Source organism: Reyranella sp. (assembly GCF_017305915.1).
Lineage (GTDB): Bacteria > Pseudomonadota > Alphaproteobacteria > Reyranellales > Reyranellaceae > Reyranella.
In genome coordinates, this window is record NZ_JAFKJN010000041.1 from 1 (window position 1) to 14,661 (window position 14,661).

At 67.7% G+C, this 14,661-nt stretch carries 12 protein-coding genes; 2 read left to right on the plus strand and 10 right to left on the minus strand.

Annotation, left to right across the window (positions count from 1 at the left end; all coding sequences use genetic code 11):
- The first annotated feature begins 302 nt into the window (after window positions 1-302).
- Complete coding sequence (locus J0J01_RS30395) at window positions 303-1,496, plus strand: MFS transporter (RefSeq protein ID WP_296387383.1); 1,194 nt, start codon at window positions 303-305, stop codon at window positions 1,494-1,496.
- 43 nt (window positions 1,497-1,539) lie between these two features.
- Here J0J01_RS30395 and J0J01_RS30400 read toward each other — a convergent pair whose 3' ends face one another.
- Window positions 1,540-1,833, minus strand: a complete 294-nt coding sequence (locus J0J01_RS30400; RefSeq protein ID WP_296387384.1) for a hypothetical protein — start codon at window positions 1,831-1,833, stop codon at window positions 1,540-1,542.
- Window positions 1,834-1,955: 122 nt separating this feature from the next.
- On the opposite strand from J0J01_RS30400, the gene J0J01_RS30405 reads away from it, so the two are divergent.
- On the plus strand, window positions 1,956-2,615 hold the full coding sequence (locus tag J0J01_RS30405) for a Crp/Fnr family transcriptional regulator (protein WP_296387385.1): 660 nt from the start codon (window positions 1,956-1,958) through the stop codon (window positions 2,613-2,615).
- Window positions 2,616-2,632: 17 nt separating this feature from the next.
- Here J0J01_RS30405 and J0J01_RS30410 read toward each other — a convergent pair whose 3' ends face one another.
- The 9 genes from J0J01_RS30410 to J0J01_RS30450 all read right to left on the minus strand — a co-directional run bounded on the left by J0J01_RS30410 (window position 2,633) and on the right by J0J01_RS30450 (window position 14,583).
- Window positions 2,633-4,330 (minus strand): formate--tetrahydrofolate ligase, encoded by a 1,698-nt coding sequence (locus J0J01_RS30410; RefSeq protein ID WP_296387386.1) that lies wholly within the window; start codon window positions 4,328-4,330, stop codon window positions 2,633-2,635.
- A gap of 149 nt (window positions 4,331-4,479) precedes the next feature.
- Window positions 4,480-5,409: a methionyl-tRNA formyltransferase gene (locus tag J0J01_RS30415; RefSeq protein WP_296387387.1), complete on the minus strand. Its 930-nt coding sequence runs from the start codon at window positions 5,407-5,409 to the stop codon at window positions 4,480-4,482.
- A gap of 4 nt (window positions 5,410-5,413) precedes the next feature.
- On the minus strand, window positions 5,414-6,862 hold the full coding sequence (gene frc / locus J0J01_RS30420; protein WP_296387388.1) for a formyl-CoA transferase: 1,449 nt from the start codon (window positions 6,860-6,862) through the stop codon (window positions 5,414-5,416).
- A 10-nt stretch (window positions 6,863-6,872) separates the two neighbouring features.
- Window positions 6,873-8,615, minus strand: a complete 1,743-nt coding sequence (oxc, locus tag J0J01_RS30425; protein ID WP_296387389.1) for an oxalyl-CoA decarboxylase — start codon at window positions 8,613-8,615, stop codon at window positions 6,873-6,875.
- 16 nt (window positions 8,616-8,631) lie between these two features.
- Window positions 8,632-9,318 (minus strand): GntR family transcriptional regulator, encoded by a 687-nt coding sequence (locus J0J01_RS30430; protein WP_296387390.1) that lies wholly within the window; start codon window positions 9,316-9,318, stop codon window positions 8,632-8,634.
- An 84-nt stretch (window positions 9,319-9,402) separates the two neighbouring features.
- Window positions 9,403-11,211, minus strand: coding sequence for an ABC transporter ATP-binding protein (locus J0J01_RS30435; RefSeq protein WP_296387391.1), 1,809 nt, complete (start codon window positions 11,209-11,211; stop codon window positions 9,403-9,405).
- A gap of 331 nt (window positions 11,212-11,542) precedes the next feature.
- Window positions 11,543-13,054, minus strand: a complete 1,512-nt coding sequence (locus J0J01_RS30440) for a tripartite tricarboxylate transporter permease (protein WP_296387392.1) — start codon at window positions 13,052-13,054, stop codon at window positions 11,543-11,545.
- 13 nt (window positions 13,055-13,067) lie between these two features.
- A complete protein-coding gene (locus tag J0J01_RS30445; protein ID WP_296387393.1) occupies window positions 13,068-13,571 on the minus strand; it encodes a tripartite tricarboxylate transporter TctB family protein in 504 nt (167 codons plus the stop codon).
- 49 nt (window positions 13,572-13,620) lie between these two features.
- Window positions 13,621-14,583, minus strand: coding sequence for a tripartite tricarboxylate transporter substrate-binding protein (locus J0J01_RS30450; RefSeq protein WP_296387430.1), 963 nt, complete (start codon window positions 14,581-14,583; stop codon window positions 13,621-13,623).
- Window positions 14,584-14,661 lie beyond the last annotated feature (78 nt).

Sequence of the window (14,661 nt, forward strand, 5' to 3'; positions counted from 1 at the left end):
GGGTTTGCGAAGACAACGGCCGGGGCCCAAGCTCCCCAACGACGTGCAGTCTTGGTGCCAGACGGGCTCTCCTGCCGCGCCAGAGGATCGGGTGCGAGCCGATCCTCTGGCGACCGCAGTCTGCACCCATTCCAAGACACAAGGTGTCGCCGTCCGCGCGCTTTTCGAACGGAGTTCGAAAACGCGTTGGCGACGGAGGGGTCATGAAGCCGCAACACGACTGCGGCTCGTGACCCCTCCGTCAGCGTAAGACGCTGACACCTCCCCATATGAATGGGGAGGAATTCGTTTACGATCCGGTGATGTCTGTCGCAGCACCTCTCGCCCGCTCGCAGGCTGGGCGCCTGTGGGCGGCGTTGCTGGCGGCGACGCTGCTCAACCTGCCGCTGGGCTCGGTCTACTCCTTCAGCGTGCTGCTGCGCCCGCTCGAGCAGGAGCTGGGCATCCCGCGCTCGGCCTTGTCTCTGGTGTTCGGCGTGGCGACGGCGGGCTTTACCGTGGGCTCGGTCGCCGCCGCCTTCCTGTACCGCGCCGCGCCGGCGCCGATCCTGGTGTTCGCGAGTGCGGTGGTGGCCTCGGGCGGCGTCGCGCTCGCCGCGACCGCGACCGGGCTCGCGCAACTGCTGGTGGGCTACAGCGTGGTGTTCGGCACCGGCGGCGGCGTCGCCTACATCCTGCTGCAGCAGGGCGTAAACATGCTGGTGACGCGCCGGCGCGGGTTGGTGAACGGCTACATCGTGAGCCTCTACCCGATGGGCGCGATGATCGCGACGCCCGCCTTCCATGCCTGCAACGAAGCCTTCGGCTGGCGCACCACGCTCGGCGGGCTCGCCGCCGTGCTGCTCGCCTGCGGCACCGCCGCGTCGCTGCTCGCCTGGCATAGCGCGGCGCGGCTCGCCCGGCCGGCCGGCCGGGTCGAGCGGCCGGCGGCGCTGGGCCTCACCTTCTTCAAGCTCTCGGCGACCTTCTTCCTCGCCGCCTCGGCCGGCCTGATGGTGCTGAGCCAGGCGCGCGAGATCGTGGCCACCTATGGCGGCGCGGCGACGCTGGCGGTGGCCGCCACGACCGCCATCACCGGGGCGATCGCGGCGGCGCGCATCGGCGGCGGCTGGCTGGTCGACCGCTTCGCCGTGCCGCACGTGATGTGCGCGGCGCACGCGCTGGCGCTGGGCGGCGGCGTGCTGGTGACGGCTTTCCCCGCGCCGGCGACCGCGGTGCTGGGGCTGGGGCTGATCGGCGTCGGCTACGGCTTCGTCTCGGGCTCGACCGCCGGCGGGATCGGCCTCTACTGGCCGCCGGCCGACTACGGGCGCATCGCCGGCCGCACCTACATCGCCTGGTGCCTGGCCGCGATCTGCCTGCCGGTGCTGGCCGGCTACCTGTTCGACGTCACGCGCAGCTATGTCACGGCAATGCTGATCGCGGGCCTTGCCAACGTGACGGGCATGGCGCTGGCCCTGACCCTGCCGCGGCGCGGCTGGCGCAAGGAGGTCTGATATGAGCCGCGGCTGGCCTACCGCTTGGATCTACCGCTTGGGCCTACCGCTTCGCCGAGCGGCCGGCCGCGAGCGCGCGGTACATCCGCTCGAGGACGTCGCGGTCGACGTCGGGCTGCGGGTCGCCCTCATCCCGGTCGGCCGGGCGCTGCCCGCATTTCTCCAGGATGCGGCGGGCATTCTCGAGCATGGCGCGCATCTCGATCACAAGCGACGACGGCACCTGGTCGGCGCGCTGGCTCAGCGCCTCGAGCTCGCCCACGAGCACCCCGATGCGCTCGATCAGCTGCGCCCGGCAGGAACGGCCGCCTGGCGCCTCGTTGGACTCCCCAGTCATGCTATAGTGACTAGAAGCGCTGGGGGGCAGGTTCGAGTCGGTTTGTCACAGGCCGACTGCTTTTTGAGGGGGAGTTTCTGCACTCGATCGAGACCACCGCGGAACGGATTCGCCCGGACAACGTGCTGGGCCGGCTGCCGGCCGAGCTCTCGGGCAAGCTGCTGGCCGGCGAGCGCACCGTCACCCTGCGCGCCGGCGATACGCTGTTCGAACGGGGCGACGCCGGCGACGGCTGCTACTGGCTGCGGCGCGGCGTGCTCGCCGTCTCGATCGCCTCGGCCAACGGCGAGCAGCGCATCCTCGCCATCCTCGGCCCGGGCGAGCTGGTGGGCGAGCTGGCGATGATCGACGGCCTGCCGCGCTCGGCCACCGTCCAGGCGGTGCGCGACTGCGAGCTGAGCTTCGTCAGCCGCGCCGCCTTCACCGCGGTGATGAACCGCCATCCCGAGCTGCACCGCGAGATCGTTGCGACATTGGCCGCCCGACTGCGCCAGTCCGACGAGGACATGGTAGCGTCGAGCTTCCTGACGGTGCGCGCCCGCGTCGCCCGCGCCGTGCTGGTGTTCGCCCGCCATCTCGGCGCCGACATGGGTGAGGGCCGCATCCGCATCCGGCACAAGATCACCCAGAGCGATCTCGCTGCCATGGCGGGCGTGGCGCGCGAGAGCGTCAGCCGCACGCTCGGCGGCTGGAGCCGGCAGAAGATCCTCGAAGGCTCGGCGCGCGCGGGCTACGTGGTCCACGAAGCCCGGCTCAAGCGCGAGGCGACGACGGTCGCCTGACGGCCGGCCTAATCGCCCTAGAACAGGCCGACGATCTTGCCCTCGGCGTTGATGTCGATGCTGTCGGCCGACGGCACCTTGGGCAGGCCGGGCATGGTCATGATCTCGCCGCAGATCACCACGACGAACTCCGCGCCCGCCGACAGCCGGACCTCGCGCACTGCAATGGTGTGGCCCTCGGGCGCGCCCTTTGCGTCAGGGTTGGTCGAGAAGCTGTACTGCGTCTTGGCGATGCAGACCGGCACCTTGCCGTAGCCCATGGCCTCGAACGAGGCGAGCTGGTCCCGCACCGGCTTGGGCGCCGAGATGTCGGCGGCGCCGTAGATCTCCTTGGCGATGGTGCGGATCTTGTCGTAGAGCGGCATCTCGTCGGGATAGAGTAGCTTGAGGTTGCTCTTGGCCTCTTCGATCACTTTGACGACGGCGCGCGCGACGTCGGCGGCGCCCTTGCCGCCCTCGGCCCAATGGTCGGCCATCACCGCCTCGACGCCTAATTTGGTGCAGGCGGATCTAACGAGCGCGATCTCGCCGTCGGTGTCGGCGCTGAAGCGGTTGATCGAGACCACCGCCTCGAGCCCGAATTTGCGCACGTTCTCGACGTGACGCTTGAGGTTCGACATGCCGGCTTCGAGCGCCTTGAGGTTCTCGGTCTTGAGGTCTTCCTTCTTCACGCCGCCATGCATCTTGAGCGCGCGGATGGTGGCGACCAGCACGACCGCGTCGGGCTTGAGGCCGGTCTTGCGGCACTTGATGTCGATGAACTTCTCGCCGCCCAGGTCGGCGCCGAAGCCCGCCTCGGTGACGACGTAGTCGGCGAGCTTGAGCGCCGTCGTGGTCGCCAGCACCGAGTTGCAGCCGTGCGCGATGTTGGCGAACGGGCCACCATGGATGAAGGCGGGCGTACCTTCCAGCGTCTGCACCAGGTTGGGCGACAGCGCGTCCTTCAGCAGCACGGTCATCGGGCCCTGCGCCTTGAGATCCTTGGCGCGCACCGGCTTGCGGTCGCGGGTGTAGGCGACGATGATGTTGCCCAGCCGCGCCTTGAGGTCCTCGAGGTCCTTGGCGAGGCAGAAGATCGCCATCACCTCGGAAGCGACGGTGATGTCGAAGCCGTCCTCGCGCGGGAAGCCGTTGGCGACGCCGCCCAGCGACGACACGATCTGGCGCAGGCTGCGGTCGTTCATGTCGAGGGCGCGCCGCCACATCACGCGGCGGCCGTCGATGCCCAGCGCATTGCCCCAGTAGATATGGTTGTCGAGCAATGCCGACAGCAGGTTGTGCGCCGTGCCGATCGCATGGAAGTCGCCGGTGAAGTGGAGGTTGATGTCCTCCATCGGCACGACCTGGGCATAGCCGCCGCCCGCCGCACCGCCCTTCATGCCGAAGGAGGGCCCGAGCGAGGGCTCGCGCAGGCAGAGCATCGCCTTCTTGCCGATATGGTTCAGCGCGTCGGTGAGGCCGACGGTGGTCGTGGTCTTGCCTTCGCCCGCCGGGGTCGGCGAGATCGCCGAGACCAGGATCAGCTTGCCGTTCGGCTTGCCCTGCAGCGACTTGATGAAGTCCATCGAGATCTTGGCCTTGTAGTGGCCGTAGGGCTCGAGGTTCTCCGCGGCAATGCCGAGCTTTTCCCTGGCGATGTCGAGGATCGGCCGCTTCTTGGCCTCCTGCGCGATCTGGATGTCGGTCTTGGGATTGGTGTGCTGGGACGCAGGCATCGGACAATTTCCTCTTTGGAGAACCACCTCACCCTGAGGAGCCGCGCGAAGCGCGGCGTCTCGAAGGGTGGGACCAGTCTTGTTGTTGCCCACCCTTCGAGACACGCCGCTGTGCGGCGCTCCTCAGGGTGAGGTGTGCTTGTTGCGTCTCAGACGAACCGCGCGCCGACGGCGAGGTTCGCGGCCTTCGCCCAGTCGCCGGCCGCGACCTTGGGGCCGTCGGCCGGCTTGACCCGGGTGACCTTGATGCGGCCGTCGGGGCAGACGACGGTGAAGCCGTCAGCATCGACCGCGACCACCTCGCCGTACTTGCCGCCGATGCCCTTGGGATGCTTCGCCGGCAGCGGCGTGATGTCGAACACCTGCAGCGTCTTGCCGTCGAGCGTCGTCCAGGCGCCGGGCGCGGGGTTGCAGCCGCGCACCAGCGGATCGATCTGGCGCCACGACTTGCCCCAGTCGATGCGGGCGATGTCGGCCGTCGCGCGGCCTTCGTAGGTCGCCTTCGCTTCGTCCTGCTTGAGGCGCGGCGCCTTGCCGGCCTTCACCAGGTCGACCGATTCCAGCATCGCCTCGACGCCCATCGGGAACAGGCGGTCGAAGTAGACCGAGCCCAGCGTGTCGTTGGGGCCGATCGGCGTCTTCTTCTGCAGCAGCACATCGCCGGTATCGAGGCCGTTGTCCGGCCAGAAGATCGACAGACCCGTCTCCTTCTCGCCGAGGATGATCGGCCAGTTGATCGCCGACGCGCCGCGATAGGCCGGCAACAGCGACGGATGGTACTGGATCGAGCCGTGCGTCGGGATGTTCAGGAACTCCTCGGGCACGAACAGGGTCACGAAAGCCATGACCTGCAGGTCGGGCTTCAGCGCCTTGAACTCTTCCCATACCTCGGGCTTGCGGTAGGAGGCCGGCTGGTAGACCGGCAGCTTGGCTGCCAGTGCCGCCTCCTTCAGGGGGTCGGCCTTCTGGCCGGGCTTCTCGGGCGCGACATAGACCGCGACGACGTCGTCGCCGCGCTTCAGCAGCGCCTCCAGCACGGCCTTGCCGAAGGCCTGCTGGCCATGGACCACGATGCGCATGGTGTTACTCCGCCGCCATTGCCTTTTGAGAGGGGGCCTTTGGTTGTTCGCCGGTCGCGCCCGACGCCTTGATCTCGGCGATCTCGCGCGCCGTGAACTTCAGCACTTTCGACAGGATCTCGTCGGTGTGCTCGCCCAGCAGTGGTGAGCGCTTCACCTCGGAGATCGAATCGGAGAGCTTGATCGGGTTGCCGACCGACAGGTACTTGCCGCGCGTCGGGTGATCGACCTCGACCACGGTGCCGGTCTCGCGCAGCGACGGCTCCTCGGCGATCTCCTTCATCGACAGGATCGGGCCCACGGGAATATCGAGCGCATTGCACTCGTTCATGACGTCGAACTTGGACTTGGTCATGGTCCACTGCTCGATGCGCCCGAAGATCTCCGTCAACCGCGGCAGGCGGGCCGGCGGCTTGGCGTAGTCGGGATGGGTTTTCCAGCCGGGCTCGCCGATCAGGTCGCAAATCTTCTCCCACACCGGCGCCTGGGTGATGAAGTAGATGTAGGCGTTGGGATCGGTCTCCCAGCCCTTGCACTTCAGGATCACGCCGGGCTGGCCGCCACCCGAATCGTTGGCTGCGCGCGGCACCGCGTCGCCGAATGGGATGCCCTCGCCGAACTGGGTGTACTCCTTGAGCGGGCCGGCCTTCAGCCGCTGCTGGTCGCGCAGCTTCACACGGCAGAGGTTGAGCACACCGTCCTGCATGGCGCACAGCACGCGCTGGCCGCGGCCGGTGCGGATGCGCTGGTAGAGCGCGCTGACGATGCCGAGGGCGAGGTGCAGGCCGGTGCCCGAATCGCCGATCTGCGCACCGGTGACCAGCGGGATGCCGTCGCGGAGCCCGGTGGTCGAGGCCGCACCGCCGGCGCACTGCGCCACGTTCTCGTAGACCTTGCACTCCTCGTAGGGGCCGGGGCCGAAGCCCTTGACCGAGGCCACGATCATGCGCGGGTTCCAGGAATGGATGCGCTCCCAGGTCAGCCCCATGCGGTCGAGCGCGCCGGGGGCGAAGTTCTCGACCAGCACGTCGCAGGTCTTCACCAGGCGCTCGAGCACCCGCATGCCTTCCTTGCTCTTGGAATCGAGCGTGATCGAGCGCTTGTTGTGGTTCAGCATCGTGAAATAGAGGCTGTCGGCGCCCGGCACGTCGACCAACTGGCCGCGCGTGATGTCGCCCTGACCCGGCCGCTCGACCTTGATCACGTCGGCGCCGAACCACGCCAGGAGCTGGGTGCAGGTCGGGCCCGACTGGACATGGGTGAAGTCGAGGATCTTCACGCCGTCGAGCGCCTTGCCGTCCTGGCCCCAGCCCTTCTTCGAGATCTTCGGCGCCTTCGCAGCCGCCTTGGCGACGACTTTCAGCGCCGGCTTCTTCGCAGCCTCCGCGCTCTTCTTGGCGGCCTTCTTGTCCTTGTCCTTGGCTTTCGCCTTCTTGTCCTTCTTCTTCGCCATGGTCGGTCCTCTATTTCTTCTTGAGCTTGGATTGCGGGTTGAGATTGCCGATGCGGCCGCTTTCGCTGCCGGCGGCGGGATCGATCACCGCGTTGATGAGCGTGGGCTTGCCCGAATCCATCGCCGCATTGACGGCGCGCTTCAGCTCGTCGGGGGTCGTGGCGTTGACGCCGACGCCGCCGAACGCCTCCATCATCTTGTCGTAGCGCGCACCCTTGACGAACACCGTCGTCGCCGGGTCAGTCCCAGCCTTGTTGGTGTCGGTGCCGCGATAGATGCCGTCGTTGTTGAACACGACGATGCAGACCGGGAGGTTGTAGCGGCAGATCGTCTCGACCTCCATGCCGGAGAAGCCGAACGCCGAATCGCCTTCGATCGCCAGCACAGGATGGCCGGTCTCGACGGTCGCGGCGATCGCCTGGCCCATGCCGATGCCCATCACGCCCCAGGTGCCGACATCGAGCCGCTTGCGCGGCTTGTAGATGTCGATCACGCCGCGCGTCAGGTCGAGGGTGTTGGCGCCTTCGTTGACCAGGATCGCGTCGGGCCGCTCCTTGACGATGGTGCGCAGCACGCCGAGCGCGCCGTGATAGTCCATCGGGTTGTTGTTGTTCATGAGACGCGGCGCCATCTTGGCGACGTTCTCCTCGCGCTTGGCCGACACCGCGCCCATCCAGTCCGACGGCGCCTTGGTCCAGTTGCCGCCACCAATTCCATTAGGGCCGTCGAGCAGGGCCGCGACGCACGAGCCGATGTCGCCGACCACGGGGGCGGCGATCTCGACGTTGGAGTCCATCTCCTTGGGCTCGATGTCGATCTGGATGAACTTCTTCGGTGCATCGCCCCAGGTGCGGCCTTTGCCGTGGCTCAAGAGCCAGTTGAGGCGAGCGCCGATCATCACCACGACGTCGGAGTCCTTCAGCACCGTCGAGCGCGCCGCACCGGCGCACTGCGGATGGGTGTCGGGCAGCAGGCCCTTGGCCATGCTCATCGGCAGGAAGGGCACGCCGGACTTCTCGACCAGCGCCTTGATGGCGTCATCGGCCTGCGCGTAGGCCGCGCCCTTGCCGAGGATGATCAGCGGCTTCTTGGCGCCCTTCAGCACGTCGAGCGCGCGCTTGACGGCAGCCGGGTCGGGGATCTGCGCCGGTGCCGCGTCGATCACCTTGACCAGCGACTTCTTGCCGGCCTCGGCATTCATGACCTGGCCGAACAGCTTGGCCGGCAGGTCGAGATAGACGCCGCCGGGACGGCCCGAGACGGCGGCGCGGATCGCGCGCGCAAGACCGATGCCGATGTCGGCGGCGTGCAGCACGCGATAGGCGGCCTTGCACATCGTCTTGGCGACGGCGAGCTGGTCCATCTCCTCGTAATCGCCCTGCTGCAGGTCGACGACCTCGCGCTCCGACGAGCCCGAGACCAGGATCATCGGGAAGCAGTTGGTGGTGGCGTGGGCCAGCGCAGTCAGGCCGTTGAGGAAGCCCGGCGCCGACACCGTGAGGCAGATGCCGGGCTTCTTGGTGAGGAAACCCGCGATCGCCGCGGCATAGCCCGCATTCTGCTCGTGGCGGAACGACAGCACGCGGAGGCCAGCCGCCTGCGCCATGCGGCCGAAATCGGTGATCGGAATGCCCGGCACGCCGTAGATGGTCTCGATGCCGTTCAGCTTCATGGCATCGATGAGCAGGTTGAAGCCGTCGGTGAGCTCCTCGCTCTCGGCTTCGGGTTTCGTGAGTGCCGCTGCTTCGGCCATGGGATCCTCCCGTTTCCTAGTCCAGATAATCGACGTGCTTGGCGACATGCTCGGCGAGGCCGAGCGCATGCTGGCGCACCAGGTCCTCGGCGCGCTCGGTGTCGCGCGCTTCGAGGGCGTGGATGATGTTCATGTGATCGTGGATCGAGCGGTCGGCGCGGTCGTCCTCGCCGATCGTCTGGCCGCGGATCATGCGCATATGGGTGAACAGGTTCTCGGCCAGCTTGATCAGCACCTGGTTGCCCGAGAGCTCGATGATGGTCTGGTGGAAGGCGATGTTCACTTCGGAATATTCGTCGAGCTTGGCGTGCGGGGTGGTGCCGTCGAACTTGGCGAACATGCGGCGCAGCCCCGCGATCTCATCGTCACTGGCATGCTGCGTGACCAGGCGCGCGGCCATGCTTTCGAGCGCCGCCCAGGCGGTGATCATCTCGATCACCTCCTGCTTGGTCTTGCGCACCACGTAGATGCCGCGGCGCGGGATCGAGCGGACGAAGCCCTCGCGCTCGAGCTGGGCCATGGCCTCGCGGACGGGAGTGCGGGAGATGCCGAAATCCTGCGCGAGCTGCCGCTCATCCAGCCGGATGTCGGTGCGCGAGCGATAGACGCCCGACGACACGATGACGTCGCGCAGGGCCTGGTAGGCCATGTCCTTGAAGGTCTCGCGGCTGCCGATCGGCGCCACGACGAGCCGTTCGCTCAAGCGCGTTCCTCCTTCCCCCTGGGCATACATTATTAGGTATACCACGGGGCGGCAACCGGCCCCGTCCAGGTTTGCGGCCTGCGCCTAGGCAGCCGCCAAACCTGCATCCAGGCGGTCCGCCTGGCGTTCGACCAGGCGGCGGTAGAGGCCGTCCCTCAGCCGCATCAGGTCGGCATGGCTGCCGTCCTCGACGATGCGGCCGTGGTCGAACGCCAGAATCCGGTCGAGCTCGCGCACCGTCGACAGGCGATGGGCGATCACCAGGGTGGTGCGGCCTTGCATCAGGCCGTGCATGGCGTCCCGGATCAGCGCCTCCGACTCGCTGTCGAGACTCGAGGTCGCCTCGTCCAGAATCAGGACCGGCGCGTCGGCCAGGAAGGCGCGCGCGATCGCCACGCGCTGGCGCTCGCCACCGGACAGCTTGACGCCGCGCTCGCCCACCAAGGTGGCGTAGCGCTGCGGCAGGCGCTCGATGAAGGCGTCGGCGTGCGCGAGCCGCGCCGCCCGCTCGATCTCAGCCTGCGACGCGTCGGGCCGACCGTAGGCGATGTTCTCGGCCAGCGAGCGATGGAACAGCAGGGGCTCCTGCTGCACGATCGCCACCTGCTGCCGCAGGCTCTCCTGCGTGACCTGGGAGATGTCCTGACCGTCGATGGCGATGTGCCCGGCCTCGAGGTCGTACAGCCGCTGCACGAGCTTGACGAAGGTCGTCTTGCCCGAGCCCGACCGTCCGACCAGGCCGACGCGCTGGCCGGCCGCGATCTCGATCGACAGCCCGTCATAGACGGGCCGCTCGCGCGCCGGATAGCGAAAGCGCACGGCGTCGAAGCGGATGTCGCCGCGCGCGATGCGGATCGCGGGTGCCCCTGGCCGGTTCTCGACCACGATCGGCTCGTCGTGGAAGGCGACGAGTTCCTCGAGGTCGCTGGTCGAGCGCTGGACGTTGTGCACGTGGTGGCCGATGTCGCGCAGATAGCCGTGGATGACGCCGTAGGCCGTCAGCACGAAGGTGACGTCGCCCAGGGTCGCCGCCTCCTGCCACCAGAACAGCACGGCGAGGCCGATCACGACCAGGCGCAGCCCCATGAGAATGGTCTGTTGCACGATGCCGGACAGGGTGGCGCGCATCCAGGTCACGCGGGTGCGCGACTGCCAGCGCGCGAGCACGCGGCCGAAGCGCGCGTCCTCGCGGCCTTCGGCGCCGAACGCCTTGACGACCGGATTGCAGCTCATGGCATCGGCCAGCGCGCCGCCCATGCGGCTGTCCCAGGCGTTGGAGCGCCGCGTCGCGGGCGTGACGTAGTCGAGCGACAGCTTCACCGTCACCAGCACGTAGGCGATGGCGCCGACGCCGACGGCGAGGCCCATCAGCGGCCAACGCCAGCCGAACAGCAACGTCGCGCCGACCAGCACGAGCAGCGACGGCCACAGCGCCACCAGCACGGTGTCGTTCAGCAGGTCGAAGGCCCACATGCCGCGGCTCAGCTTGCGCACGGTGGCGCCGGCGAAGCTGTTGGCGTGCCAGTCGGTCGAGAACCGCTGCACGCGCCGGAAGGTGTCGTGCGCCACCTCGCTCATCATGCGCAAGGTGAAGCGCACGATGCTCTTGAACAGCACGTAGCGCAGGGCGACCACCGTCAGGCCGAGACCGATGATCGCCGCCAGCGCCACGAGCGCGTCGTGCGCGGCGCCGTTGCGCGGCCGTGCCGGCCCGGCCATGGCGTCGACCATCTGACCGGCAAACAGCGGCAAGGCGAGCTCGGCGGCGGCCATCAGGACCAGGATGCCCGCCATGACGAGCGCCAACCGCCACTGCCGGCGCCAGCGGCCGGCGGCGAACCGCAGGGTCCGCAGGAACGGGTCCTTCGCCCGCTCAGGCTTGCGAGAAGTCATTGTTCGATGCCACGCCCTGAAAGGGATGGTGGCTCCTCAAAGGGTCGTACGGGCCGAGCGCCGAGGTGAGGCGCGGTGACGTCCGACGACGGATGGATGAGAAAGACGAATGCAGGCGGCCGGATCGGCGGCCGCGGCCGGACCTACTGCTCGAAGAGCGCGAGGGCCGGGGTGCAGCCGACGGGAACGACGGCGCTGAACATGATCGACAACATCAACGTCTCCCTGGCTGGTGGTGCATCGAGGGCGGACAAGCTAGGAGCAGCCGCGCGCACTGGCAAGACCGGCGTGATGACGATGCTATCGAGGCTGTCGCACTGTGGCCCCGCGGTCACAGGGGCGCGGCCCTACGCCGGGCGAAGACCCGGTTGAGGCCCTTGGAAATGCCGCCCCAGAACAGGGCGATCAGGCCCAGCGCCATGATCGCGCTGACCAGCGGGCTCGACCAGAAGACCGTGACCTTGCCGCCGGACAACAGCAGGGACTGGCGGAAGGCCTCCTCGGCCTTGTCACCCAGCACGATCGCCAGGACCATCGGCGCCAGCGGGTAGTTGCACTTCTTCAGGAAGTACCCGGCGACGCCGAACACCAGCATCATGATCACGTCGAAGGTGTTGTTGTGCACGGTGTAGGCGCCGATCGCGCAGATCACCAGGATGATCGGCGCCACGATCGCGAACGGCACGCGCAGAATGGCGGCAAACACCGGCACCATGGTGAGCACGATGACCAACCCGACGATGTTGCCGAGATACATCGAGGCGATCAGGCCCCAGACGAAATCCTTCTGCTCGACGAACAGCAGCGGGCCCGGCTGCAGGCCCCAGATCAACAGGCCGCCCAGCAGCACCGCCGCCGTCGGCGAGCCCGGGACGCCGAGCGCCAGCATCGGCAGCAGGGCGGAGGTGCCGGCGGCGTGCGCGGCGGTCTCGGGCGCGACCACGCCCTCGATCTCGCCGGTGCCGAACTTCTCGCCGTCCTTGGAGCTGCGCTTGGCGATGCCGTAGCTCATGAACGAGGCAGGCGTGGCGCCGGCCGGGGTGATGCCCATCCAGCAGCCGATCACGCAGGAGCGCAGCGACGTCATCCAGTAGCGCGGCAGCATCTTCCAGGTCTGCCAGACGACCGTCGGGTTGATGCCGGTCGCCTTGCCCTTGAACGACAGGCCCTCTTCCATGGTCAGCAGGATCTCGCCGATGCCGAACAGGCCGATCACGGCGACCAGGAAATCGAAGCCGCTCAACAGCTCGGTCGAGCCGAAGGTGAGGCGCAGGCCGCCGGTCACCGTGTCGGTGCCGACCGCGGCCAGCGCGAAGCCCAGCATCATGGCGGCGACGGTCTTGGACGGCGGCTCCTTGCCCATGCCGACGAAGCTGCAGAAGGCCAGGAAGAAAACGGAGAACTTCTCGGCCGGCCCGAACTGGAGGGCGAACTTGGCGACCAGCGGGGCGGCGAGCGTGATGACGATGACGGCGAACAGCGCGCCGACGAACGACGAGGTGAAGGCCGCGGTCAGTGCCTCGCCGGCCTGGCCCTTCTGCGCCATGGGATGGCCGTCGAATGTCGTCGCCACGCTCCACGGCTCGCCCGGGATATTGAACAGGATCGAGGTGATGGCGCCGCCGAACAATGCGCCCCAGTAGATGCACGACAGCAGGATGATCGCCGAGGTCGGCGGCATGCTGAAGGTCAGCGGCAGCAGGATGGCGATGCCATTGGCGCCGCCCAGGCCCGGCAGCACGCCGATGATCACGCCCAGCATGATGCCGATCAGCATGTAGACGAAGTTGGTCCAGCTCAGGACAACGCCAAAACCGTGCAGGAGATCGGCAATGCCTTCCATCTATCGTCTTCTTCTAGAGCCCGAGCCAGTCCTCGAGCGGGCCCTTGGGCAACGGCACCAAAAACCAGTCCTCGAACGTAACGTAGATGAGAATCGGCAGCAGGATGGCTACCGCCAGAGTGAGCAGCCAGCCGTAGCGGCCGAGCCAGCGCATGAAGCCCGCGATCAGGAGCGCCGACGCGACGTAGATGCCGAAGAACGGCACCAGCGCGACGTAGATCGCCATCGGGATCACGACCTTGCGCACCTGGGCGATCTGGCCCCATTCGGCGAACAGCCGCGCCGGCGAGATCGCGATCGCGCGCCAGAAGTTGCGAGCGCTGGCCAGCACGACGATCAGCCCGACCCAGAACGGGAAGAAGCCCGACTTCGGGCCCTCTGCGCCCCAGCCGATGCCGACCCGAAGGCTGCCGATCATGGCGAGGGCGCCGAGCGCCAGGATGAACAGGGCGACGCCCATCTCGACGATGCGCTGCCCGGGCCCCGGCGATCCGGGGGCTTTCGAAGGATCAGACATCGAACTCCGCTGCCGTTAACTCAACGCGGTGGCAAGAGGTCGCGCGGCATCAGTTGGAGGCCAGGAAGCCCGCTTCCTTCATCAGGTCCCGGTGCCGCTTTTCCTCGTTCTCGACCCATTTGGCGTACTCGTCGCCCGACATTGTCGTCTGGTTGAAGGCGCCGTCGTGCATCAGCTGCTTCCACTCCGGCGTGTCGCGCACCTTCTTCATGAGATCGACGTAGTAGGCCGTGGCCTCCTTCGGCACGCCGGCCGGCATGAAGATGCCGCGCAGCATCAGGTACTCGATGTCGAGGCCGGCCGACTTGCAGGTCGGGATGTCGGCCCACGCCTTGTCGCCGGCGATCTTGTCGGTGACCGGCAGCGGCTTGCTGTCGAACACGCAGAGCGGCCGCAGCGCGCCGGCGCGCCATTGCGCCACCGCCTCGATCGGGTTGTTGACCGTCGAATCGATGTGCTTGCCGACCAGCTGGACCGCGACCTCGCCGCCGCCCTTGTAGGGCACGTAGGTCATCTTCTTGCCGGTCACGCGATCGATCGCGACGGTGATGATCTGGTCTTCCTGCTTCGACCCGGTGCCGCCCATCTTGAACTTGCCGGGCTCGGCCGCCTTGATCGCGTCGGTGTAGTCCTTGGCGGTCTTGTACGGCGACTCGGCATTGACCCAGAGCACGAACTCGTCGAGCGCCATCATCGAGACCGGAGTCATGTCCTTCCACGAGAACGGGATGCCGGTCGCCATCGGCGTCGTGAACAGATTTGACAGCGTGATCACGAGCTTGTGGGGGTTGCCCTTGGCGCCCTTGATGTCGAGGAAGCCCTCGCCGCCGGCACCGCCCGCCTTGTTGATCACCACCATGGTCTGCTTCATCAGGCCATGCTTGGCGACGATGCCCTGGATGACGCGGGCCATCTGGTCGGCGCCGCCGCCGGTGCCGGCCGGGACGATGAATTCGATCGTGCGCGTGGGCTCCCACGCTTTTGCTGCAGGAGCGAAGAGGGTCGCGGCCATGGCAGTCGCTGCCGCGACGGCGGACAGGCGCCATCCCATCTCGTTCACACCCATTGGGTCCTCCCAGACCTACTGCAT